The organism is Rhodovarius lipocyclicus (assembly GCF_009900765.1).
Classification (GTDB): Bacteria; Pseudomonadota; Alphaproteobacteria; order Acetobacterales; family Acetobacteraceae; genus Rhodovarius; species Rhodovarius lipocyclicus.
Genome location: NZ_JAAABL010000003.1, coordinates 222,661 through 244,482, shown reverse-complemented (window position 1 = coordinate 244,482; position 21,822 = coordinate 222,661). Strand labels below are relative to the sequence as shown.

Genomic DNA, 21,822 nt, shown 5'->3' with positions numbered 1-21,822 from the left:
CCGCGAGGAAGATCATCTTTTCGTGCTTGCACGGCCCTGTGGCGCCGCGAATGGTCGGAACGCGGTGGCACTCCCGCTCCCGGACGCGACGGAGAACAAGCGTGCCCCCCACCTATGCCTACCCGTCTATTTCCGGGACGGACGACAATGAAACCCTGAGCGTGGAATGGGTGCTGAGCTGGGTCGAGCCGTTGGATGATGGCGGCTTCACCTTTCATTACAGCTTCTACTGGGGCGTCTTCGGGGCTGGCGGCAACGATATCCTGTACGGAACCGCCTCCGCCCCCGCCGAGGGTTCGCCCTTCACCGATATTCAGGATGTCGTCCTTTCCGGCAACGAGGGCGACGACCAGATTTTCGGCGGCCAGGGCAATGACCTGCTGAGCGGCGACAGCGGCAGCGACATCATCCATGGCGGCCTCGGCGATGACGACATCCATGGCGGCGGAGAGGGCTACGCCGATTCCCTGTATGGGGATGGCGGGAACGACACCTTCTATCTGGTGACCGACCTGACGCGGCTGCATGTCGATGGCGGCGAGGGCCTCGACACGGCCATCTTCAGCATCGGCCCCATCGTGCTGCACGACACGGCCATCTTCAGCGGCGTGGAGCTGCTGCGCCCGGATTCCCACGTGCGCGGCACCGCGCAGGCGGACCGGCTGGATTTCTCGGCCTTCATCCTGCTGGGCCAAGGGAATGCGCCCGGGCATGGCGTGGTGGATGTGCAGGGGCTGGGTGGCGACGACGTGATCATCGGCGGCACCGCGGCGGACACCCTTTCGGGCGGCGAGGGCGACGACACGCTGATGGGCGGCGGCGGCGCCGACACCCTGCGCGGCAATGCGGGCAACGACATCTATCTCGTGGTCTCCGGGCTGGAGAGCATCATCGAGAAGGCGGGCGAGGGCACGGACAGCGTCTTCTTCCAGGTCGACGCCCAATCCATGCCGGAGAATGTGGAAATCGGCTATCTGACCGGCGCGGCCCGCAGCCTGACCGGCCATGACGGCGCCGAGCAGCTGGTGGCCAACGGCGCGCTGGCCAGCACCCTGCGGGGCATGGGCGGCGACGACACGCTGTGGGGCAGCGCGTTGGCCGATACGCTGGAAGGCGGCGCGGGCGACGACATCCTGCGTGGCCAGGGCGGGGCGGATGTGATGCGCGGCGGCGGCGGCCATGACCAGTATGTCGTGTTCGATGCCGGCACCGTCATCGAGGAATTGCCGGATGAGGGCACCGACACGGTCTGGGTCACCGTCTCGGGCTTCGTCATTCCAGACCAGGTGGAGATCGCCCGGCTGGTGACGAGCGGCGCCACCATCACCGGCCGGGCCGGGCATGACATCATCGCCAGCGGCGGCGTGGGCAACACCCTGCTCGGCATGGCCGGCGATGACGAGATATGGAGCAGCGCCGCCGCCGAGACGCTGGACGGCGGCGAGGGCGACGACATCCTGCGCGGCCAGGGTGGGGCCGATCATTTCATCGGCGGCGCGGGCAACGACCAGTTCGTGGTGTTCGATGCCGCCAGCATCATCGAGGAAGCCGCCGATGGCGGTTACGACATGGCCTGGATCACCGCCTCCGGCTTCGTGATGCCGGGCGAGGTGGAGGTGGGCCGCCTGCTGGAGGGCGCGGTCAGCCTGACCGGCAGCGCCATGGGCGAGAATCTGGTGGCCAATCCGCTGCTGGGCTCCGCCCTGTCGGGCATGGGCGGCAACGACATGCTGTGGGGCAGCGCCCAGGCCGATGTGTTCGATGGCGGCACGGGCGACGACATCATCTACAGCTATGGCGGGGCAGACCGCTTCCTGTACGGCCGGGCGGGCTGGGGGGCGGACCAGATCTCGGGTTTCGACCGGGCGCAGGGGATGAGGATCGACCTGGGCGGGCTGGGGCTGAGCTTCGCCGCGATCGAGGGCGGCTTCGCCTTCGGCGGGGGCAGCGGCATCATCCGCATCGGGGCCGACAGCATCTTCGTCTATGGCGCGGATGCGTTCCTGGAGGGCGACTTCCTGTTCTGAGCCCCCTTCCGGCCTGCCCCGACATCACCCATTCCTTGCCACAAACCCGCCTTTTATTCGGTGGCATGCTTAGGTCATGGAAATCTCGAACCACAAGAGGCCCAAGATGACCGCGATCAAGAAGCTGCTTGTCGCCCTGCCTGTGGTTGCCGTGCTGGGCGCGGCCGCCGCACCCGCCGCCCAGGCCTATGACGGGCGCGGTGGCGCCGTCGTGGCCGGCACCATCCTGGGGCTGGGCGCCCTGGCGCTGGGGGCCGCCGCCCTGTCGGCGCCGGCCTATGCCTATGCGCCGCCGCCCCCGCCGCCGGTCTACTATGCCCCTGCCCCGGTCTATGCGCCGCCGCCGGTCTATTACGCGCCCCCGCCGCGCGTGGTGTACGCGCCGCCCCCGGCCTATTACGCGCCGCCTCCGCCGCCCGCCTATTACGGGCGCCCGGTGCGCTGGGGTGGCTATGGCCACCATCACCACCGCCACTGGTAAGGCGGGCTATTCCACCAGGATGCGCGGATCCGCCACGCCGGCGGCCCGCGCCCGGCCCCAGGCGGCATCCGCCTCGGGCACGGTCGTATAGGGGCCCATCCGCACGCGGTATTCCTGCTGGCGGGAGCGCGGGCCGACCGCCTCCACCCGTCCGCCCACCCGCGCGGCCTGCCGGGCCGCCAGCGAGTGGGTGAAGAAGTTCCCCACATCCACCACCAGGCGCCCGGGGCTGGCATAGCCTTGCTCCGGCCGTTCCGGCAGGCGCAGCGGTGGCATGTCGGGGGTCGAGGCCTCCACGATCTCGCGCCCCGCCTGCGGGCGGTTCGCCGCGCGTGGGGCTGCGACGCGGGCGCCGGCGGGGGCGTCCAGGCTCTCGCGCTCCACCCGGCCCACCGGGGCGGCCTGGATGGCGATGCGCGGCTGATCCCCGGCCAGGCCCAATGAGAGCGCGCGGCTCGGCTCGGCCTCCACCTGCACCCGCACCTGGAAGCTGGCGCCGGGGCGCACGCCCAGCAATTCGCCCGCGCGCTGGCTGACGCCCAGGATGCGCCCGGGCTGCACCGGCCCGCGGTCATTCACCCGCAGCACCAGCACCCGGCCGTTTTCCAGGTTCGTCACCCGCACGATCGCGGGCAGTTGCAGGGTGCGGTGGGCGGCCATCATGGCCCTGGCGTCGAACACCTCGCCATTGCTGGTGCGGCGCGGCGGAGCCATGGGCTGGATCACGGCCAGCCCCGTCTCGTTCAGGGTGAAGTCCTCTCGCGGATAGGACCACACGCCGCCCAGCTGATAGCCCTGCCCCACCTCATAGCGCGGCTGGGGTTCCGGCGGCGGGGGCGTGCGGGTGCAGGCGCCCAGCGCCAGCAGTCCCAGAAGGACGAGCCGCCTCATGCCGTCACCCGGTCGCCCAGCATGCCCACGGTCAGGGCGTAGTAGTTGGAGGGGTTGTAGCGCCGGATGGCGTGGAAATTCGGCAGGGCCAGAAACGCCTGCATCGCGCCGCCCGCCTGGTTGGCCGGGATGATCAGCCCGGCCTGGCTGCCCTGCAGCGGCCCGCCATCGGCCCGCCGCACGCCCATGCGCGCCCATTCCGCCACCGCCGGCCATTCCCCCGCCCCGCGCGGGCGGGAAGGCTCGGCCATGCCCGTGTTGAAGCCCGCCGGCAGCACCACCTCGTAGCCCCAGCCCTCGCCCTCACGCCAGCCATTGCGGGCCAGGTAATGGCCGATGCTGCCCAGCGCGTCGGCGGTGCTGCCCCAGATGTCCTTGCGGCCGTCGCCGTCGAAATCCAGCGCGAAGCGCTCGAAGCTGCTGGGCATGAACTGCGGCTGGCCCATGGCGCCGGCATAGCTGCCGCGCATGCGCTCCACGCTCACATGCCCGCCATCCAGGATGCGCAGCGCGGCCATCAGCTCGTTCTTGAAGAAGGCGGCGCGCCGGCCCTCCCAGGCCAGGGTGGCGAGCGCCTCGATCACGTTGAAATTACCGGTGAAGCCGCCGTAATTCGTCTCCAGCCCCCAGATCCCCATGATGATCTTGGCCGAGACTCGGGTGCGGGCCTCCACCTGCCGCAGCAGGTTGCGCTGGTCGGCATAGGCGCGGCGCCCCGCCTCGATGCGGGTGAAGGACAGGCGGCCATCCCGGTATTGCTGCCAGGTGATGGTGAATTCCGGCTGGCGACGGTCCAGTTCCAGCACGCGCTCATTGGGGCGGATGCCCGAAAGCGCGCGGGAAACCGTGGTTTCCGAGATGCCGGCCTGCCGGGCCTCCCGCCGGATGCCGGCGAGGAAGGCCTCGAAGCTCCCGGCCGGTTGGGCAAGGGCGGGGATCGGAAGGGAAAGGGCCAGAAGGCCGCCATGGAGTGCGGCGCCATTCAGGGCCCTGCGATGCATGAGCATGGCATTCCAGTGCCACAGCCCAGCCGCGTGCCGCAACCTTCCCGGCTTTTCCAACCTATGCACCGGGCGCTAGACTGGCCCCCAGAACTGGAGGACCCCAAGATGACCGCTGCCGACACAGTGCCGGTAACCAGGATTTTCGCTGAATACGCGGCGGGCATCCGCTTCGGCGCCCTGCCCGCCGATGTGCGGGAGCGCACACGTTTTCTCGTCCTCGACCTGGCGGGCAACATGCTGCGCGGCCGGGTGGACGCCGAGAGCAGCGCCCCCCTGCTGGCCGCGGCCCGCGCCATGGGCCTGTCGGGCGGCAACCATGTGGTGCTGGGCGAGGCCAGCCGCTGGACGCCCGTGGGCGCGGCCCTGCTGAACGGCGCCTTCGCCCACAGCCTGGATTTCGACGACACCCACGCCGCCGGCACCCTGCACCCAGGCGCGCCCGTGATCCCGGCCGCTTTCGCCGCCGGCGAGATCGTGGGCGCGAAGGGCGAGGACGTGCTGGCCGCCATCGTGGCGGGCTATGAGGTGACGAACCGCCTCTCGCTCGCGCTGCCGGGCGGCGAGCATTATGCCCGCGGCTTCCACCCCACCGCCACCTGCGGCTGCTTCGGCGCGGCTGTGGCCGCCGCCCGGGTGTTCGGCCTGGATGCGGCCGCGACCGAGGACGCGATCGGCATCGCGCTGAGCCAGTCGGCCGGCAGCCTCGCCTTCCTGAACAACGGCGCCTGGACCAAGCGGTTCCAGGTGGGTTGGGCCTCCATGTCGGGCCTGTCGGCCGCGCTGCTGGCGCGCGAGGGCTTCCGTGGCGCCGGCCAGGCGCTGGAGGGCAAGATCGGCTTCTTCAAGGCCTACGCCCCCAACCCGACGCCCGCCCGCGCCGTGCAGGATCTGGGCACGCAGTTCGAGCTGATGGAGACGGCGGTGAAGCCGTACCCCTCCTGCCGCTATGGCCATGCCAGCGTGGACGCGGCGCTGGCGTTGCGTGCCGAGCTGGGCCTGAAGCCGGAGGAGATCGAGCGCGTGACCATGGGCCTGCCGGCCGCCGGCATGCGCCTGGTGGGCGACCCGATCGCCTACAAGCAGAACCCGCAGAATGTGGTGGATGGCCAGTTCAGCGGCCCCTTCGTGGTGGCCAACGCGCTCGCCTATGGCCATTTCGGCTGGGACAGCTACGAGAAGCTGCAGGACCCCACGCTGCGCGCCCTGATGCCGAAGATCTTCACCGAGTTCGACCCGGAGATCGAGGCCGAGTTCCCCGCCAACATGTCCGGCAAGGTCACGCTGGTGGCGCGCGGCCAGACCTTCATGAAGAAGGTGGTGGTGCCCAAGGGCGAACCCGCCAACTTCCTGACCGAGGCCGAACTGCGGCAGAAGTTCCACGCCCTGTCCGACGCGGTGCTGGGCGCCGACCAGGCCACGCGCCTGGCGGATGCCATCCTGGGCCTGGAGAGCGCGCCGGATGTGCACGCGATGCTGCGTCTGGGCGTGCCCGCCCAGGTCAGCCGCCTGGCGGGCGAGTAAGGCGCGATCAGCCCGGCGTGATCCCGCCCTCGCGGATCAGCCGGGCGTTGCGGGTGAATTCCTCGGTGAGGAATTCGTTGAAGGCGCGCAGGCGCATGGGGTTGGGCGTGAAGCCCAGCTCCTCGAAGCGGGTGCGGATGGCGGGCTCGGCCAGGGCGGCGTTCAGGGCCTCGTTCAGTTTTTCCAGCACGCCCTGCGGCGTGCCCGCCCGCGCCACCATGGCGAACCAGGAATTGGACACGACCTGCGGCAGGCCCAGCTCCGCCAGGGTCGGCACATCGGGCATGGCGGGGTGGCGCTGCGCATCCGCCACCGCCAGGGCGCGCAGCCGCCCGTCGCGGATCAGCGGCAGGGCATCCGGCAGGTTGCTGAACATCACGTCCACCCGGCCGGCCGCCACATCCACCTGCGCGGGTGCCGCGCCGCGATAGGGTACATGCGTCATGGTCAACCCCGTGGCCAGGCGCAGGCTCTCGCCCCCCAGATGCGAGGAGGTGCCCTGCCCGAAGGAGGCATAGGTCAGGCTCTGCGCGGGCGGCAGGCGGCGCAGGGCCGCCAGGTCGCGCCAGGGGGCGTTGGGCGCGGTGATCAGCACATGCGGGTTGAAGCCGATGCTGCCCACCCCGGTGAAATCCCGCCGGGCATCGAAGGGGGTGTTGGGCAGCAGCGTCGCGTTGATGGTGAAGCTGTTGGCCATGACCAGCAGCGCGTGGCCGTCGGGCGCGGCCTTGGCCACCACATCGGTGCCGATCACGGTCGCACCCCCGGGGCGGTTGTCCACCACCACGCTGCCGCCCAGCATCTCCGCCAGGCGGGGTTGCAGGATGCGGGTGATGATGTCGAGCGACCCGCCCCCGGGGAACGGCACCACCAGCGCGATGGGCCGGCTGGGCCAGGATTGGGCCTGCGCGGCCATGGGGGCCAGCGTGGCGGCCAGGAGGGTTCGGCGGACGATCATGGCGCGATGATTTCGCCGCCCACCCCGGCGCGCAAGCCACAAAACCCGGCGGGGCACCCTTGCCTGCCCGCGCGGCTTGGGGCTCGCTGGCGGCATTGTCCGACAGAATATGGAGAAGCCGATGCCCCTGGACCCCCGCATGGACGCCGACATGGCCGCCTATACCCAGGCGCTGGCCGAGCGCGCCAAGGCCCTGCCCGCCCTGGTGATTCCGGCCGATCCGCGCGGCGGGCCCTTCGATGAGCCGCGCCGGGTGAACGACCTGCTCTCCGCGCCGCTGGAGCCGGGCGGGCCGGTGATGGCCGAAAGCCGCGAGATCTGGCTGCCCATCCGGGGGCGGCGGCTACTGTGCCGGCTGCACAAGCCGGCGGCGGCCGGGCCCCTGCCCGTGCTGGTCTATCTGCATGGCGGCGGCTGGGTGTGGGGCAGCATCGACAGCCATGACCGGCTGGCCCGCGAATACGCCGCCGCCAGCGGCGCCGCCGTGCTGCTGGTGGACTACGCCCTGTCGCCGGAGGCGGTGTTCCCCCAGGCCTTGCATGAATCGATGGATGTGGTGCGCTGGGTGGCGCGGGAGGGTGTGTCCCTCGGCCTGGACGGCACGCGCATCATCGTGGGCGGTGACAGCGCGGGGGGCAATCTCTCGGCGGCGGTGGGGCTGCTGAACCGGGATTGCGGCGCGCCACTGCCCCTGCGCGGCCTGCTGCTGAACTATGGCGTGTTCGACCACCCGCTGACCACGGACAGCTACCGCGAATTCGCCGAGGGCTATGGCCTGACCCTGGCCAAGATGGATTTCTACTGGCGCGCCTATTGCCCCGATGCGGCGGGGCGGCTGAACCCGCTGGCCTCGCCGCTGCGGGCCAACCTGGCCGGGCTGCCGCCCTGCCAGGTGCATGTCGCGGGCCTCGATGTGCTGGCCAGCGAGAACTACGCGATGGCCGCGGCGCTGGAGAAGGCGGGCGTGCCGGTGGAGACGCACATCTTCCCCGGCGTGGTGCACGGCTTCCTGCGCGGCACTGGGGTGATCGGCGCGGCCGACGCCTCGGTGGCGGCGGCCGGGCGGTGGATGGCGAAGCTGTTCGCCTGAATGCCCGGGGGCGAGGGTTCAGCCCTCGCCCGCCAGCGCCTTCTTCGCGACACTGGCCAGGAAGCCGCTGGCCGCCGGCAGGGCTTCGTCGTTGAAGTCGTAATTGGCGTTGTGCAGTTCGCGGCCGCCATCGGTCGGGCCATTGCCGATCCAGACGAAGGCGCCCGGCACTTCCTTCAGATACCAGGAGAAATCCTCGCCGGTCATGGCGGGCTGCACGTCGCGCGTCACGGGGGCGACCAGCGCGCCGGCGGCGGCGGCCAAATCGCGCTCGGCGGGGTGGTTGGCCGTCACGGCCACGCCCTGGCGGAACTTGAAATCCACCTGCAGGTTGAAGGCGGCGGCGATGCCCTGGGCGATCTCGCCCATCCGGCGCTCGATCGTCTGGCCCACTTCCTCATGCAGCCAGCGGGCGGTGCCCTTGAGCTCCGCCCATTCGGTGATCTGGTTCTGCGCCTCGCCCGCCTTGGCGATGGTCAGGGAGACCACGCCGCTGCGCAGCGGATCGAGCCCGCGCGACACCACCGATTGCAACGCGACGATGGCATGGCCCAGGCCCAGCATGGCGTCATGCGTCAGGTGCGGCAGGGCGGCGTGGCCGCCATGGCCGGTGAAGCGCATCTCGAACCGCGCGCCCGCGGCCATCACGGCGCTGTCGTGCACGGCGATGGTGCCGGTGGGCAGGCCGGGCCAGTTGTGCCAGCCGAAGATGCGCTCCATCGGGAAGCGCTGGAACAGGCCCTCGGCGATCATCTTGCGGGCGCCGCCGCCACCTTCCTCGGCGGGCTGGAACACCAGCTGCACGGTGCCGGTCCAGCTCGGGTCGTTCAGCAGCAGCTGGGCCGCGCCCAGCAGGGCGGCGGTGTGGCCGTCATGCCCGCAGGCATGCATCACGCCGGGGTTTTTGCTGGCCCAGGGCAGGTCCTGGCTGATTTCCTGGATCGGCAGCGCGTCCATATCCGCCCGCAGCCCCACGGCGCGGTTGGAGCCATCGCCCCGCCGCAGCGTCGCCACCACGCCATGGCCGCCGACGCCGGGGGTGATCTCGCTCACCCCCATCTCCTTCAGCTTCTCGACAACAAAGGCTGCGGTGTCCTGCTCATGCAGGGTCAGGCCGGGGTTGGCGTGCAGATGGCGGCGCCAGGCGGCAAGGCGGGCGTGAAGTTCAGGGTCCATGACCCCCAAGTTACGAGGCCACGGCCCCATTGCCCAGCCCGCAGATGGTGCCGGCAGTGCTTACGCATTGTTCATTCGGCCATGGCAGCTTGCCTCTGCCCCATTCACCACGTCGCGGGAGGTCGCATGGCGCTCGCACTCCAGTCCCCCACCACACGGGCCCAGCGCCTGCTGCAGATCACGGCCCATGCCCGGGCCGCGATCGCCTCCCTGCAGGAGCACGGGCTGCCGCCCAGCCCGCCCAACTATAACATCTGGTATGAATTCCATGCGGGCCAGAAGCCCGGATTGTCCCATGCGCTGGAGCTGGCGCAGGCCCGCGGCCGGATCAGCGACTCGGTCATGGAGGAACTCTCGGCCCGCTTCTTCCAGCCGCAGGCGGAATTCGGCGCGCTGTCCAACGCGCTGTCGCGCATCTCCGGCACGCTGAGGGAGGCGCTGGGCATCATGGCTGAGCATGGCGCCGATGCCGTGGCCTTCGGCGATTCCCTGAACGAGCTGTCGGCCGAGGCGCTGCGCAACCCCGAACGCCTGCAATCCGTGCTGGCCCGGCTGGTGGATGAGGCGCGGGAGATGACCCGCCGCACCCATGAGATGGGCCGCAAGATCGCCCATTCCGCCCAGCAGATCGAATCCCTGCGCGGAGAGCTGGAGGACACCCGGCGGGAGGCCAACACCGACGCCCTGACCGGCCTGCCCAACCGCCGCGCCTTCGACGCGCAGCTGCGCGCCCTGACCGCCCAGGCGACCGAGAGCGACCAGCCCCTGGCGATGATCCTGCTGGACATCGACCATTTCAAATCCATCAACGACCGCTGGGGCCACCCGGTGGGCGACGCGGTGCTGCGGCGCACCGCGATCACCGTCGCCTCCCTGCTGCGGGAGCGGGATCTGGCCGCGCGCTTCGGCGGCGAGGAATTCGCCGTGCTGCTGCCCGGCACGCTGGCGGGCCAGGCGATGCAGATCGCGGAGCGGACGCGCCTCGCCGTCTCCACCCAGACGCTGACGGTGCGCACCACGGGCGACCAGCTGGGCAATATCACCGCCAGCTTCGGCGTCGCGGCCTATCGCGGCGGAGAGCCGGTGGCGGCCTTCCTGAAGCGTGCCGACCAGGCGATGTACCGCGCCAAGGAAGGCGGGCGGAACCGCGTCTGCGGCGAGGAACAGCTCCGCGCGCAGCGCTGGGCGTAGTTCACTCGGCGGGGGTGGGCAGCGCCTCCGGCTCCCGCGCCGGTTGGCGCAGCGCCAGCCCATACAGGGCCGGCACCACGAACAGCGTCACCACCGTCGCCACCGTCAAACCGCCGATCATGGCCGCCGCCATCGGGCCCCAGAAGGCGGATTGCGTCAGCGGGATGAAGGCCAGGATGGCGGCCAGTGCCGTCAGCACCACCGGGCGGGCGCGGCGCACGGCGCTTTCCACGATCGCCTCCCGCAGATCATGCCCGGCTTCCAGGTCCTGCTGCACCTGGTCCACCAGGATCAGCGTGTTGCGCATGATCATCCCCGCCAGTGCGATCACGCCCAGCAGCGCCACGAAGCCGAAGGGGGCATCGAACAGCAGCAGCGCCGCCGCGGCCCCCGGGATGCCCAGCGGTGCCGTGGCGAAGACCAGCGCCGCGCGGCCGAAATGGCGCAATTGCAGCATCAGCAGCGCGGCCATCACCGCCAGCATCACCGGGAACAGCACGAACAGGCTGGCATTGGCCTTGGCCGATTGTTCCAGCGCGCCGCCCACCTCCATCCGGTATCCGGGCGGCAGGGCGGCGACCAGGGGCGCCAGCAGCGGCAGGGCGGCGTTGGTCACGTCCGGCGCCTGATAACCGGGCAGGATATCGGAGCGGATGGTGATGAAGGGCTCGCGGTTGCGGCGCCACAGGATGGGCTCCTCCATCGCGGGCACCAGCCGGGCCACCTGCGACAGCGGCACGGGCCCCGCCGGCGTGGCCAGCGTCAGGTCCGGCAATTGCGACAGGCTCATCCGTTCCTCGGGCGGGGCGCGCAGCACCACATCCACCTGGCGGTTGCCCTCGCGGATCTGGGTGGCCGTGACGCCCGAGATCAGCGCCCCCAGCGAATTGGCCACCGCCTGCGGCGACAGGCCCAACTGCGCCAGGCGCGGCAGGTCCAGTTCCAGCCGGACGGCCGGCGCGCGCTCGTTCCAATCCGTCTGGGCGGCGCGGGCGCCGGGGACTGTGTTCAGGGCATGCACCCATTCATCGCCCAGCCGCCGCAGCACGTTCGCATCCGGCCCCATCAACCGGAACTGCACGGGATAGGAGACCGGCGGGCCGAAATCGAGGCGCGAGACCCGCACCCGCGCCTCGGTGAAGGCGCCATCCTGCACCATCTGGATCAGGCGGCTGCGCAGGCGCTCACGCGCCGCCAGATCGCGGGTCTCGATGATCAGCTTGCCGAAGGCCTCATTGGGCAGGTCGGGGTTCAGCGCCAGGAAGAAGCGCGGCGCGCCGGCGCCCAGATAGGCGGTGTAGTGCCGCACATCCGGGTCATCGGCCACCGCCGCTTCCAGCCGGCGGATCACGTCGTCGGTCGCGCCAAAGCTGGCGCCCTGGCGCAGGTCCACATCCACCAGGATCTCCAACCGCTGGGAGACGGGAAAGAACTGCTTGCGCGTCATCCCCATGCCGACGAAGCCCACCACGAGCAGGGCGACGGTCAGCGCCATCACCAGCCAGCGGAAGCGCACGCAGGCCGACACGGCCGCGCGCAGGACGCGGGAGAACCGGCCCTGATACGGGTCATGCCCGATATGCGGGGCCACGCGCAGCATGGCCGCGCCCAGCCAGGGGGTGAACACCACCGCCACGACCCAGCTGGCGATCAGTGCCGCGCCCACCACCCAGAAGATGCCGCCCGCGTATTCGCCGGAGGTGGAATTGGCGAAGCCCACCGGAATGAAGCCCGCCACGGTCATCAGCGTGCCGGTCAGCATGGGCCCGGCGGTGGAGGTCCAGGCGAAACCCGCGGCCCGCACCTTGTCCCAGCCCTGTTCCAGCTTCACCAGCATGGCCTCGATGGCGATGATCGCGTCATCCACCAGCAAGCCCAGCGCCAGGATCAGCGCGCCGAGGGAGATGCGCTCCAGCTCCGTCCCCCGCCACAGCATGAAGGCGAAGACGAGCGAGAGGGTCAGCGGCACCGACAGCGCCACGATGATCCCCGGCCGGAAGCCCAGCGACAGGAAGCTGATCACCAGCACCACGCCCAGCGCCGCGCCCAGTTTTACCAGGAACTCGTTCACGCTCTCCCGCACGATGTGCGGCTGGTCGGAGACGAGGCTGAGCGCCAGCCCCGCCGGCAATTCGCGGCGGATCCGGTCCAGCTCCGCCTCCAGCGCGGCACCCAGGCGCAGCACGTCCACGCCGCGCTCCTTCACCACCGAGAGCAGCACCGCCCCATCCCGCCGGAAGCGGATGGCGGTGCTCGGCGGGTCGGCCACGCCGCGGGTGATGGTGGCGATGTCGGCCAGGCGGATGGTGCGGCCATCGAGCGGGATGGGGGTGGCGCCCACGCTCTCGATCCCGTCCAGCCCATCGGGCAGGCGCAGGTTGATGCGGGTGGAGCCGGTTTCCACCGTGCCGCCCGGGGTGACGGGGTTGTGCCGTTGCAGGGCGGTGATGATCACGTCGGGCGCGATACCCAGCGTGGCCAGGCGCGCGTGGCTGACCTCCACATGCACGCGCTGGGGCTGCTCGCCGTCCAGCACCACCTTCTCCACGCCGGGGATGCGGCGCAGGCGGATGCGCAGGCGCTCACCCTGGCGCGCCAGCTCGGCGTTGTCCGCACCCGTCAGCGCGATGACAGCGGAATAGACGTCGGAATATTCGTCGTTGAAGAAGGGGCCGATGACGCCGCTGGGCAGTTGGGCGCGCATGTCGCCCACCTTCTTGCGCACCTGGTACCACAAATCGGCCACCAGCCGCGCCGGCGTGTCGTCGCGCAGCGTCAGCGTGATGGTGCCCACGCCGGGGCGCGAGAAGCTCTGCAGCGTGTCGATGAAGGCGAGGTCCTGCAAGCGGCCCTCGATGCGGTCCAGCACCTGGTCCTGCACCTCGGCGGCGCTGGCGCCGGGCCATTGCGCCTGGATCACCATCACCTTGATGGTGAAGCCCGGGTCCTCGGCCCGGCCCAGCCGGTTCCAGGCCATGAAGCCCATGGCCAGCACCAGGATCATGGCGAACAGGGTGAGCGCGCCGTTGCGGATCGCCCACTCCGAAGGATTGATCCGCGTGTGCATCAGCGCAGCGTGCCCGCCAGGCGCTGGTCCACCGGGCGCACCCGGCTTTCGGGGCCGAGCAGCTGTGGGCCCATGGCGATGATGCGCGCGCCGCCCGGCAGGTCGGCGGTGACGGTGGCGGTGGTCTCGGCCAGGGTGAGGACGGTGACGGGCACGGCGCGCACGCGGTCTCTGCCCTCCAGCGCCCAGACCATGGGCCCCTGCCCCCGGTCATGCAGCGCCGAGAGCGGGATGCGCGCCGCCATGCCGCCGCGCGCGGGCAGGTGCACGGTGGCGGTCATGCCCAGCTGCGCCCAGTCCGGCGCGTTGGGGATGGAGAAGCGCGCGGCATAGGTGCGCAGGCCGGGTTCCGCCTGGGCGGCCAGTTCTCGCAGGGCGACCGGCAGCCGGTCGTCGCGCCGGGCCCAGAAACTGGCGGAGGCGCTGGGGTCGGTCAGGCGTTCGGTCAGGGTTTCGGGCACCTGGACCAGGATCTCGCGCTCGGCCGGGTTGGCCAGGCGCATCACGGGCGTGCCCTCGGCCACCACCTGGCCGGATTCGGCCAGGATGGCGGTGACGACACCATCGGCGGGTGCGACCAGCGTGGCGTAGGAGAGGCGGTTGCGGGCCAGGTTGCGGTTGGCGGCGGCGCTCGCCACCCGTTCACGCGCCGCCCGGGCGGCGGCCACGCGCTGGTCGTTGAAGGCGGGCGCCACATGCCCCGCCGCCAGCAGCTGCGCGGAGCGCGTGGCATCATTGGCGGCCTGGACGGATTGCGCCTCGGCGGCGGCCAGATCGGCCTCGGCCGCGCGCAGGGACAGGTCGAGGTCGCGGGCATCGAGGCGGGCCAGCACATCGCCCTCCCGCACGCGCTCACCCAGGTTCACCAGGCGCTCGGCGATGCGCCCGCCGGCGCGGAAGCCCAGATCGGCCTCCCGCCGGGCGCGGATCACGCCGGTCAGGTTCGCCGGGCGCTCGGTGGGGGCCGGGCGGTATTCGGTCAGCTGGACGGGGGTGGGTGGTTCCTGGTGCGGGGCCTCCGCCGCCTGGTCGGCCTTGCAGGCGGCCAACAGCAGAAGAAGCGAGAGGGTGGCGATGGGGCGCATGGAATCCGTCCTGGCTGCGCCGCCTGTATGGCCTGACGATTTTTGAAAATCAACAGTCGTTACTGAAAGGTCAGCGGGAGCCGCGCTTCAGCCCCGCGATCAGCAGCGACAAGGCGCCTTCCAGCCCTGCCGCCATATCCTGGCGTTCGCCCGGCATGTTCAGGCAATCCTCAATGAGTTGAGGATGATACCAGGCCAGCGTGCAGAGTTTCAGGATCATCGCCGCCTGGTCCGCGTCGCCCGGGGCGAACTCGCCGCTGGCCATGCCATCCGCCACGCAGCGCCGCAGGGCGGCGATCAGCCGGTCCAGGAACAGGGTGATGGAGGCCCAATGCTCCTCCATCGCGGCCGAAACCATGTCGTGCATGCGCTTTTCGGTGAAGAACACGTCGAGGCAGGAGGCCAGCAGCGCCTGCATCAACTGGCGCAGCCGGGCTTCGGCGCTGCCGGGGCCGGCCGCGATCTCCTCCACCCGGGTGGCGATATTGCTCAGAAGCCGGGCGCAGATCGCCTCGTTGATCGCGCTTTTCGAAGGGAAAAACCGGTAGATATTGGCCGGGGACATGCCCAGTTCGCGCGCGATGTCGGCCACCGCGGTCTTCTGATAGCCCATGCTGCGGAACAGGGCCTCGGCCGTGTCGGCGATGCGGGCGCGGGTGGCGTCGGCTGCGGTGGTCATGGCTTGTGATGAATTTCAAAAATCATCAGTTATCTATGTGTCCTGCGATGGCTTGTCCAGCGCGAAACGGCCCGGCACGCTGCGCAACCCTTATAACAAGGAAACGATCATGGCGCCTCTGCCCGTCAACACCGAGTTCCTGTGCACCCTGGCACTGAAGGTGGGCGCCCCCGCCCCGGTCGGCGATGCCGGCAAGCACGACCTGCGCATCGTGCCCGTGATCGGCGGCACGGCCACCGGCCCCGGCCTGAATGCCGAGGTGGTGGCGGGTGCCAGCGCCGACTGGCTGCGCATCGAGCCCGACGGCACCACCCATATCGACGTGAAGCTGACGCTGCGCACGGAAAGCGGCGCGCACCTCTTTCTGCAATACAACGGCTTCCGCGCCGGCCCGCCGGAGGTTCTGGCGGCGCTGGGCCGTGGCGAGGCCGTGCCTGTGGACCAGTACTACTTCCGCGTGACCGCGCGCTTCGAAACGGCGGAGCCCTCGCTGGCCTGGCTGAACCGCGTGGTGGTGGTGGGCATCGGCCAGCGCCCGCCGACCGGCCCGCAATACGACCTGTATGTGGTGAAGTAAGGCGCCTAGCGCGCCAGCCACGCCGCCATGGCCCCGGCCACCAGGGCCGGTTCCTCCATGGTGGGCAGGTGGCCGCAGCCGGGGAAGTGGTGCAGCACCGCCCCGGGGATGGCGGCGGCCATTTCGTCGGCCAGCTTCGGGGGGGTCAGCACATCGGCCTCTCCCACCCCCACCAGGGTGGGCACGGTGATGCCGGGCAGGCCGGGCCGCGAATCGGGGCGGCCCATGATCGCGCGCTGCTGGCGTAGGAAGGCCGCATGGCCCACCCGGTCCGCCATCTCCATCACATCCTGCGCCAGGGGGCTGCTGATGCGGCTGGCATGCAGCAGCTGCGGCAGCAGCCGGGGCGTCACGCCCCGGAACTGCCCCTGTTCCGACAGCGTCATCAGCGCGCGGCGCTTGCGGCTCTGTTCTTCGGTATCCGGGCGGGCGGTGGTGTCCAGCAGGGCCAGGTGCGAAACGCGGTGCGCGGCCGCCCGCCACAGCGCGAAGGCCGCATAGCCGCCCATGGAAAGCCCCGCGACCGCGAAGCGCGCGCCAGGGCCCCAGGCGGAATCGGCGGCGGCCAGGGCGCGGGCTGCGATCGCGCCCAGATCGTCATCCAGGGTCAGGTCCGCCACCAGCGGTTCGGCCATCGGCAGCAGGGGCAGGATATCCCGCCACAGCCGCGCATCGCACAGCAGGCCGGGCAGAAGCAGCAGTTTTATGGTCATGATCGCGGCAGTCATGCGCAACACGCGGCATGCGGCAAGAGCTTCTGCTTGCGGAAGCGGGCACTTAAGCGCATATGGCGGGCGTCGCGGGGCGGGAAGGCCTGCCCCAGCCGCGCCTGGCCCGCCCGAGGCCGCCCTGCCCATGCCCCCGAGACGCATGGCCTGGCAGCCCGTTCCGGCCGCTCCGTCGCGTGGCAGTTGGCAGTCATTCCCTTGGTGGTTTCCCCACCTGTGCAAGATGAGTTTGCATTGAGCCAAGACATAGCCCACGAGGCAGCGTCCACCGTGGACACACAAGCCGAGACCGAAGCCGCGATCGCCGTGGCTTCCCCCATGGAGGCAGCCGAGGCTGCCCCGGAGACGACGGCTGAGGCCGCGCCTGAACCGGTTCCGGAGGAGGCGAAGCCCCTCTTCACGGATCTTGGCCTGTCCGAGACGCTGCTGCGGGGCATCACCGATGCGGGGTATATCCACCCCACGCCGATCCAGGCCCAGGCCATTCCCTATGTGCTGATGGGCCGTGACGTTCTGGGCTGCGCCCAGACCGGCACCGGCAAGACCGCCAGCTTCACCCTGCCGATGATGGAGATCCTGTCCGGCTCCCGGGCCAAGGCCCGGATGCCGCGCAGCCTGATCCTGGAGCCGACGCGCGAACTGGCCCTGCAGGTGGCCGAGAATTTCGTGAAGTACGGCAAGTACCTGTCGCTGCACCATGCGCTGCTGATCGGCGGCGAGAGCATGGACGAGCAGAAGGCGGCGCTGGAATCGGGCGTGGACGTGCTGATCGCCACCCCGGGCCGGTTGCTGGACCTGTTCGACCGCGGGCGCATCCTGCTGGCGGATTGCAAGCTGCTGGTGATCGACGAAGCCGACCGCATGCTGGACATGGGCTTCATCCCGGATGTGGAGCGCATCGTCTCGATGCTGCCGCCCATGCGCCAGACGCTGTTCTTCAGCGCCACCATGGCGCCCGAGATCCGCAAGCTGGCCGATGCCTTCCTGTCCAACCCGAAGCAGATCTCGGTCTCGGCCCCCGCCTCGGTGGCGACGACGATCACGGCGGGGCTGGCCTATGTGCAGCACCAGGACAAGCGCGAGGCGCTGCGCCGCCTGCTGCGGACCATGGATGTGCAGAACGCGCTGATCTTCTGCAACCGCAAGGTCGATGTCGACATCCTGTACAAGTCGATGAAGAAGCACGGCTTCAAGGTCGGCGCCCTGCATGGCGACCTGGACCAGTCGGTGCGCTTCTCGACCCTGGCCGCCTTCAAGGCGGGCGACCTGCAATACCTGGTGTGCAGCGACGTGGCCGCGCGCGGCATCGACATCGGCGGCCTGGCCGCCGTGTTCAACTTCGACGTGCCGATCCACAGCGAGGATTACGTCCACCGTATCGGCCGCACCGGCCGCGCGGGCCTGACGGGCGTGGCCTATACGCTGGCCGAGCCGGATGACGTGCGCTACGTCGCGGCCATCGAGAAGCTGACGGGCAAGCCGATCCCCCGCATCGAGATCGCGGGGCTGGACCCCGTGAGCGACGAGGAACTGGCCGAGGCCGCGACCCGCAAGGGCCGTGGGCGCGGCGGGCGTGACGCGGGCCGCGATGCGGGCCGTGGGCGTGGCGGGCGCGACGGCGGCCGTGACCGCGATGGCCGTGGCCGCGAGCGCGACCGCCCCCGTGAGGAAGCCCCCCGCGAGGAAAAGCCGCGTGAGGACAAGCCCCGCCGCGAGGACCGCCCCCGCCGTGAGGACCGTGCCCGTGAGGACCGTGCCCGCGAGGATCGCCCGCGTGAGGACCGGCCGCGTGAGCCCCGCGAGGAGCGCCCGCGCGCCGAGGAACGCCCCCGTGAGGAGCGTTTCGCCCGTGACGAGCGGCCCCGCCGCGAGGATCGCCCCCGCGAGGACCGTCCGCGTGACGACCGCCGCCGCCGTGACGATGACCTGGGCCCGCCGGTGCGCGGTTTCGGGGACAGCATCCCGGCCTTCATGTTCCTGGGCATCAAGCGTGAGGAACTGCGTCGCGCTCCGCGTGCCGCCCAACCGCCGCGTGCCGAGGCCCCCGTGGTCGAGGTCTCTGTGGTCGAGGCCAAGGCCCCGGAAGCCCCTGTGGTCGAGGCCCCCGTCGTCGCGGTGGTCGAGCCGGTGGTGGCCAAGGCACCTGAGCCCAAGGTGATCGCGATCCAGGTGGCCGAGCCCCCCGCGGTGGTGGAAGCCCCCGCGGTGGAAGCTGTCGCCGAAGTGGTGGCCGAACCGGCCCCCGCCCCCGCCGAGGAAGCCCCGGCCAAGCCGAAGCGCGTGCGCGCGCCCCGCAAGCCCAAGGCCGCCGCCGAGGAAGCCCCCGCCCCCGTGGCGGAAGTGGTCGCCGAGGCCGCCACGGCCGAGGACGCGCCCGCCAAGCCCAAGCGTGTGCGCGCCCCGCGCAAGCCCAAGGCCGCCGAAACCCCGGCCGACTGATCGCGCACTTGCGGCGGGGTTCCACCCCGCCGCACATTGCGCCCCCATGCGCATGGGCGCCATAAAGACGCCCAGCATAAACCTGGCCTATCGTGAGGACACAGCCATGAACGCCATCCATCCCGTCGCGCGCCCGAATTTCCAGTGGGATGATGCCCTGCTGCTGGAAGAGCAGCTGACGGAAGATGAGCGCCTGATCCGCGACGCCGCCCGCGCCTTCTGCCAGGACCGGCTGCAGCCCCGCGTGCAGGAAGCCTTCCGCAAAGAGCACTTCCACCGCGAGATCATGAACGAGTTCGGCGAGCAGGGCTTCCTGGGCGCCACGCTGGAAGGCTACGGCTGCGCCGGCGTGGGCTATGTCTCCTACGGCCTGATGGCGCGTGAGGTCGAGCGCGTGGATAGCGGCTATCGCTCCGCGTTCAGCGTGCAGTCCTCGCTGGTGATGTATCCGATCTACGCCTTCGGCTCCGAGGCGCAGAAGGAAAAGTTCCTGCCCAAGCTGCGCACCGGCGAATGGGTGGGCTGCTTCGGCCTGACCGAGCCCGATGCCGGTTCCGACCCCAACTCCATGCGCACCCGCGCGAAGAAGGTGGATGGCGGCTACCTGGTCTCCGGCTCCAAGACCTGGATCACCAACTCCCCCATCGCCGATGTGGCCGTGGTGTGGGCGAAGGACGATGAGGGCATCCTGCGCGGCTTCCTGCTGGAGCGCGGCATGAAGGGCCTGACCTTCCCCAAGATCGAGGGCAAGTTCAGCCTGCGCGCCTCCGTCACCGGCATGATCATGATGGATGAGGTCTTCGTGCCGGAGGAGAACAAGCTGCCGGGCGTGAAGTCGCTCGCCGGCCCCTTCTCCTGCCTCAACCGCGCGCGCTACGGCATCGCCTGGGGCGCGCTGGGTGCGGCCGAGGATTGCTGGCACCGCGCCCGCGACTACACCCTGAACCGCAAGATGTTCGGCAAGCCGCTGGCCCAGACCCAGCTGATCCAGAAGAAGCTGGCCGACATGCAGACCGAGATCACCCTCGGCCTGCAGGCCGTGCTGCGCGTCGGCCGCCTGTTCGATGAGGGCAAGGTGGCGCCGGAGATGATCTCCCTGGTGAAGCGCAACAATTGCGGCAAGTCGCTGGATATCGCCCGCATGGCGCGCGACATGCACGGCGGCAACGGCATCGTGGACGAGTATCACGTGATCCGTCACATGGTGAACCTGGAGACGGTGAACACCTATGAGGGCACGCACGACGTGCACGCCCTGATCCTGGGCCGGGCGCAGACCGGCCTGAACGCTTTCGGCTGAGCCTGAAGCATTGAACGAGCTGGAGGCGGTGGAGGGCGCGATTGGTCTGGCGCTCGCCCCCGCCTTTCTGCTGACCGCGGCGATGACGGCGCTGAACGCGCTGACATCGCGCCAGACGCGCATCCTGGATCGCATGTCCGACACCGCGCATGGCCCCACACTGGCCTGGCTGGATAGGCGCGGGCATTTCGCCCGGCGTGCCGTGCAGCTGGCCGGCATCTCGGCCCTGCTGGTGGCCACGCAGATCATGGTGGGCTTTATCCTGGCCCTGCTGGGCGCGCGCAGCGGCATCACGGTGGCACTGCTGTTGGTGGGGGGCATGCTGGCCTTCATCGGCGCCATGCTGTGCATGCTGATCGAAACCATCATGGCCGAAAGGGGACCTGGCGCATGAACCGGCTGGTCACGGCGATCGGCAGCGGCGGCGACGGGTTGGCCCGCGCCGCCAATGGCGAAATTCTCTACATCCCCGGTGCGCTGCCCGGCGAGGAGATCGCCCCCGACGGCGTCCGGCTGAACGACAGCCCGGAGCGCGTCGCCCCCCCCTGCCCCCATGTGGCGGCCTGTGGCGGCTGCACCCTGCAGCACTGGTCGCTGGCGGCGCAGGGCGAATGGAAGCGCGGGCGGGTGGCCACCGCCCTGTTCCGCGCGGGTTTCGACATCCCCGTGGCACTGACGCACCAGAGCGCGCCGCACACCCGCCGCCGCGCCGATTTCGCCATCCGCCGCGCGCCCGACGGCGCGGTCACGCTGGGCTTCCATGGCCCGCTTGGCGTGACGCCGGTGCCCGAATGCCAGCTGCTGCGGCCGGAGATCCTGGCCCTGCTGCCGGGGCTGGCCACTGTCCTGCGCTCCCTGACCGCGCTGCGGCGGGAGGGCGACGCGGTGATCAACCTGCTGGATTCCGGCCTGGATATCCTGCTGCGCTTGGACGGCAAGCCCGGCGTGCCGGACCATGAGCGCCTGGCCGCCTTCGCCACCCAGAACGGTATTCCGCGCATCGCCACCCAGCATGGCGTGGCCGCCCAGCATGCCCCGTTGCGCCAGGTCTTCGCGGGGGCCACCGTCAGCCCGCAGCCCGGCGCCTTCCTGCAGGTCACCGAGGGTTCGGAGGCCGCCATCGTACAGGCCGTGCTGGCGGGGCTGCCCGCCAAGCTGCCGCGCGGCGCCATCGTGATCGACCTGTTCGCGGGGCTCGGCACGCTCAGCTTTCCCATCGCCGCCCGCGCCCAGGTGCAGGCCTTCGAGGGCGAGCCCGAGGCCGCCGCCGCCCTGGCCGCCGCCGCGCGCGCCGCGGGTGGCCGGGTGAAGGCCGAAAAGCGCGACCTGGCCCGCCGCCCCCTGCTGCCCGCCGAACTGAAACCCGCGCGCGCCGTGGTGCTGGACCCGCCCTTCGCCGGCGCGAAGGAGCAGGTGGAGCAGATCGCCCGCGCCCGCGCGCCGCAGGTGGTCTATGTCTCCTGCAACCCGGCGGCGCTGGAGCGCGATGCGCGCATCCTGGCCGGCGCCGGGTTCAAGGCGGCCTCGGCGGTGGCGATCGACCAGTTCCTGTGGTCGGCGCATGTGGAGGCGGTGGTGGTGTTCACGCCCCCCAAGGCCCCGCGCTAG

The 21,822-nt window shown here is 70.6% G+C and carries 18 protein-coding genes; 10 read left to right on the top strand and 8 right to left on the bottom strand.

Annotated elements, in window-relative coordinates:
* The first annotated feature begins 101 nt into the window (after positions 1-101).
* Positions 102-2,027 (top strand): calcium-binding protein, encoded by a 1,926-nt coding sequence (locus GT007_RS06310; RefSeq protein WP_160120727.1) that lies wholly within the window; start codon positions 102-104, stop codon positions 2,025-2,027.
* 106 nt (positions 2,028-2,133) lie between these two features.
* Positions 2,134-2,508, top strand: a complete 375-nt coding sequence (locus GT007_RS06305) for a hypothetical protein (protein WP_160120726.1) — start codon at positions 2,134-2,136, stop codon at positions 2,506-2,508.
* A 6-nt stretch (positions 2,509-2,514) separates the two neighbouring features.
* Here the strand turns inward: GT007_RS06305 and GT007_RS06300 are convergent, their stop codons facing one another.
* Positions 2,515-3,399 (bottom strand): septal ring lytic transglycosylase RlpA family protein, encoded by an 885-nt coding sequence (locus tag GT007_RS06300; protein WP_160120725.1) that lies wholly within the window; start codon positions 3,397-3,399, stop codon positions 2,515-2,517.
* The gene (locus tag GT007_RS06295; RefSeq protein WP_160120724.1) at positions 3,396-4,406 is read right to left on the bottom strand and encodes a lytic murein transglycosylase; all 1,011 of its coding nucleotides are present in this window, start codon (positions 4,404-4,406) and stop codon (positions 3,396-3,398) included. The genes GT007_RS06300 and GT007_RS06295 overlap by 4 nt, the downstream gene beginning before the upstream one ends.
* A 102-nt stretch (positions 4,407-4,508) precedes the next feature.
* Between GT007_RS06295 and GT007_RS06290 the strand changes: the two genes are divergently transcribed.
* Positions 4,509-5,924, top strand: coding sequence for an MmgE/PrpD family protein (locus tag GT007_RS06290; RefSeq protein ID WP_160120723.1), 1,416 nt, complete (start codon positions 4,509-4,511; stop codon positions 5,922-5,924).
* 7 nt (positions 5,925-5,931) lie between these two features.
* On the opposite strand, the gene GT007_RS06285 is transcribed toward GT007_RS06290, so the two are convergent.
* Positions 5,932-6,882, bottom strand: coding sequence for a Bug family tripartite tricarboxylate transporter substrate binding protein (locus GT007_RS06285; protein ID WP_160120722.1), 951 nt, complete (start codon positions 6,880-6,882; stop codon positions 5,932-5,934).
* A gap of 121 nt (positions 6,883-7,003) precedes the next feature.
* On the opposite strand from GT007_RS06285, the gene GT007_RS06280 reads away from it, so the two are divergent.
* On the top strand, positions 7,004-7,972 hold the full coding sequence (locus tag GT007_RS06280; RefSeq protein WP_160120721.1) for an alpha/beta hydrolase: 969 nt from the start codon (positions 7,004-7,006) through the stop codon (positions 7,970-7,972).
* A gap of 18 nt (positions 7,973-7,990) precedes the next feature.
* On the opposite strand, the gene GT007_RS06275 is transcribed toward GT007_RS06280, so the two are convergent.
* Positions 7,991-9,148: an amidohydrolase gene (locus tag GT007_RS06275; RefSeq protein ID WP_160120720.1), complete on the bottom strand. Its 1,158-nt coding sequence runs from the start codon at positions 9,146-9,148 to the stop codon at positions 7,991-7,993.
* 126 nt (positions 9,149-9,274) lie between these two features.
* On the opposite strand from GT007_RS06275, the gene GT007_RS06270 reads away from it, so the two are divergent.
* The gene (locus tag GT007_RS06270; RefSeq protein WP_160120719.1) at positions 9,275-10,339 is read left to right on the top strand and encodes a GGDEF domain-containing protein; all 1,065 of its coding nucleotides are present in this window, start codon (positions 9,275-9,277) and stop codon (positions 10,337-10,339) included.
* A gap of 1 nt (position 10,340) precedes the next feature.
* On the opposite strand, the gene GT007_RS06265 is transcribed toward GT007_RS06270, so the two are convergent.
* The 3 genes from GT007_RS06265 to GT007_RS06255 all read right to left on the bottom strand — a co-directional run bounded on the left by GT007_RS06265 (position 10,341) and on the right by GT007_RS06255 (position 15,170).
* Entirely contained in the window at positions 10,341-13,406 is a 3,066-nt protein-coding gene (locus tag GT007_RS06265) for an efflux RND transporter permease subunit (protein WP_160120718.1), read from the bottom strand.
* Positions 13,406-14,491 (bottom strand): efflux RND transporter periplasmic adaptor subunit, encoded by a 1,086-nt coding sequence (locus GT007_RS06260; RefSeq protein ID WP_160120717.1) that lies wholly within the window; start codon positions 14,489-14,491, stop codon positions 13,406-13,408. Before GT007_RS06260 ends, GT007_RS06265 begins: the two co-directional genes overlap by 1 nt.
* Positions 14,492-14,561: 70 nt before the next feature.
* Positions 14,562-15,170 (bottom strand): TetR/AcrR family transcriptional regulator, encoded by a 609-nt coding sequence (locus GT007_RS06255; protein WP_160120716.1) that lies wholly within the window; start codon positions 15,168-15,170, stop codon positions 14,562-14,564.
* A 109-nt stretch (positions 15,171-15,279) separates the two neighbouring features.
* Here GT007_RS06255 and GT007_RS06250 point away from each other — a divergent pair, with 109 nt between their 5' ends.
* Positions 15,280-15,747, top strand: a complete 468-nt coding sequence (locus GT007_RS06250) for a DUF3237 domain-containing protein (RefSeq protein WP_201451811.1) — start codon at positions 15,280-15,282, stop codon at positions 15,745-15,747.
* A gap of 5 nt (positions 15,748-15,752) precedes the next feature.
* On the opposite strand, the gene GT007_RS06245 is transcribed toward GT007_RS06250, so the two are convergent.
* On the bottom strand, positions 15,753-16,475 hold the full coding sequence (locus GT007_RS06245; protein WP_160120715.1) for an alpha/beta fold hydrolase: 723 nt from the start codon (positions 16,473-16,475) through the stop codon (positions 15,753-15,755).
* Between the two features lie 318 nt (positions 16,476-16,793).
* Here GT007_RS06245 and GT007_RS06240 point away from each other — a divergent pair, with 318 nt between their 5' ends.
* From GT007_RS06240 to GT007_RS06225, 4 genes are all read left to right on the top strand, one after another.
* On the top strand, positions 16,794-18,914 hold the full coding sequence (locus tag GT007_RS06240) for a DEAD/DEAH box helicase (RefSeq protein WP_160120755.1): 2,121 nt from the start codon (positions 16,794-16,796) through the stop codon (positions 18,912-18,914).
* Between the two features lie 106 nt (positions 18,915-19,020).
* Entirely contained in the window at positions 19,021-20,214 is a 1,194-nt protein-coding gene (locus GT007_RS06235; RefSeq protein WP_160120714.1) for an acyl-CoA dehydrogenase, read from the top strand.
* 10 nt (positions 20,215-20,224) lie between these two features.
* Positions 20,225-20,608, top strand: a complete 384-nt coding sequence (locus tag GT007_RS06230) for a DUF2721 domain-containing protein (RefSeq protein ID WP_160120713.1) — start codon at positions 20,225-20,227, stop codon at positions 20,606-20,608.
* Positions 20,605-21,822: a class I SAM-dependent RNA methyltransferase gene (locus GT007_RS06225; RefSeq protein ID WP_160120712.1), complete on the top strand. Its 1,218-nt coding sequence runs from the start codon at positions 20,605-20,607 to the stop codon at positions 21,820-21,822. Before GT007_RS06230 ends, GT007_RS06225 begins: the two co-directional genes overlap by 4 nt.

What these genes read in the sequence shown, in the direction of transcription:
- GT007_RS06240 (WP_160120755.1), top strand. Translation starts at nt 16,794, where the DNA reads ATGGAGGCAGCCGAGGCTGCCCCGGAGACGACGGCTGAGGCCGCGCCT.
- GT007_RS06305 (WP_160120726.1), top strand. Translation starts at nt 2,134, where the DNA reads ATGACCGCGATCAAGAAGCTGCTTGTCGCCCTGCCTGTGGTTGCCGTG.
- GT007_RS06300 (WP_160120725.1), bottom strand. Translation starts at nt 3,399, where the DNA reads ATGAGGCGGCTCGTCCTTCTGGGACTGCTGGCGCTGGGCGCCTGCACC.
- GT007_RS06235 (WP_160120714.1), top strand. Translation starts at nt 19,021, where the DNA reads ATGAACGCCATCCATCCCGTCGCGCGCCCGAATTTCCAGTGGGATGAT.
- GT007_RS06285 (WP_160120722.1), bottom strand. Translation starts at nt 6,882, where the DNA reads ATGATCGTCCGCCGAACCCTCCTGGCCGCCACGCTGGCCCCCATGGCC.
- GT007_RS06265 (WP_160120718.1), bottom strand. Translation starts at nt 13,406, where the DNA reads ATGCACACGCGGATCAATCCTTCGGAGTGGGCGATCCGCAACGGCGCG.
- GT007_RS06260 (WP_160120717.1), bottom strand. Translation starts at nt 14,491, where the DNA reads ATGCGCCCCATCGCCACCCTCTCGCTTCTTCTGCTGTTGGCCGCCTGC.
- GT007_RS06290 (WP_160120723.1), top strand. Translation starts at nt 4,509, where the DNA reads ATGACCGCTGCCGACACAGTGCCGGTAACCAGGATTTTCGCTGAATAC.
- GT007_RS06245 (WP_160120715.1), bottom strand. Translation starts at nt 16,475, where the DNA reads ATGACTGCCGCGATCATGACCATAAAACTGCTGCTTCTGCCCGGCCTG.
- GT007_RS06280 (WP_160120721.1), top strand. Translation starts at nt 7,004, where the DNA reads ATGCCCCTGGACCCCCGCATGGACGCCGACATGGCCGCCTATACCCAG.
- GT007_RS06275 (WP_160120720.1), bottom strand. Translation starts at nt 9,148, where the DNA reads ATGGACCCTGAACTTCACGCCCGCCTTGCCGCCTGGCGCCGCCATCTG.
- GT007_RS06270 (WP_160120719.1), top strand. Translation starts at nt 9,275, where the DNA reads ATGGCGCTCGCACTCCAGTCCCCCACCACACGGGCCCAGCGCCTGCTG.
- GT007_RS06225 (WP_160120712.1), top strand. Translation starts at nt 20,605, where the DNA reads ATGAACCGGCTGGTCACGGCGATCGGCAGCGGCGGCGACGGGTTGGCC.
- GT007_RS06295 (WP_160120724.1), bottom strand. Translation starts at nt 4,406, where the DNA reads ATGCTCATGCATCGCAGGGCCCTGAATGGCGCCGCACTCCATGGCGGC.
- GT007_RS06255 (WP_160120716.1), bottom strand. Translation starts at nt 15,170, where the DNA reads ATGACCACCGCAGCCGACGCCACCCGCGCCCGCATCGCCGACACGGCC.
- GT007_RS06250 (WP_201451811.1), top strand. Translation starts at nt 15,280, where the DNA reads ATGGCGCCTCTGCCCGTCAACACCGAGTTCCTGTGCACCCTGGCACTG.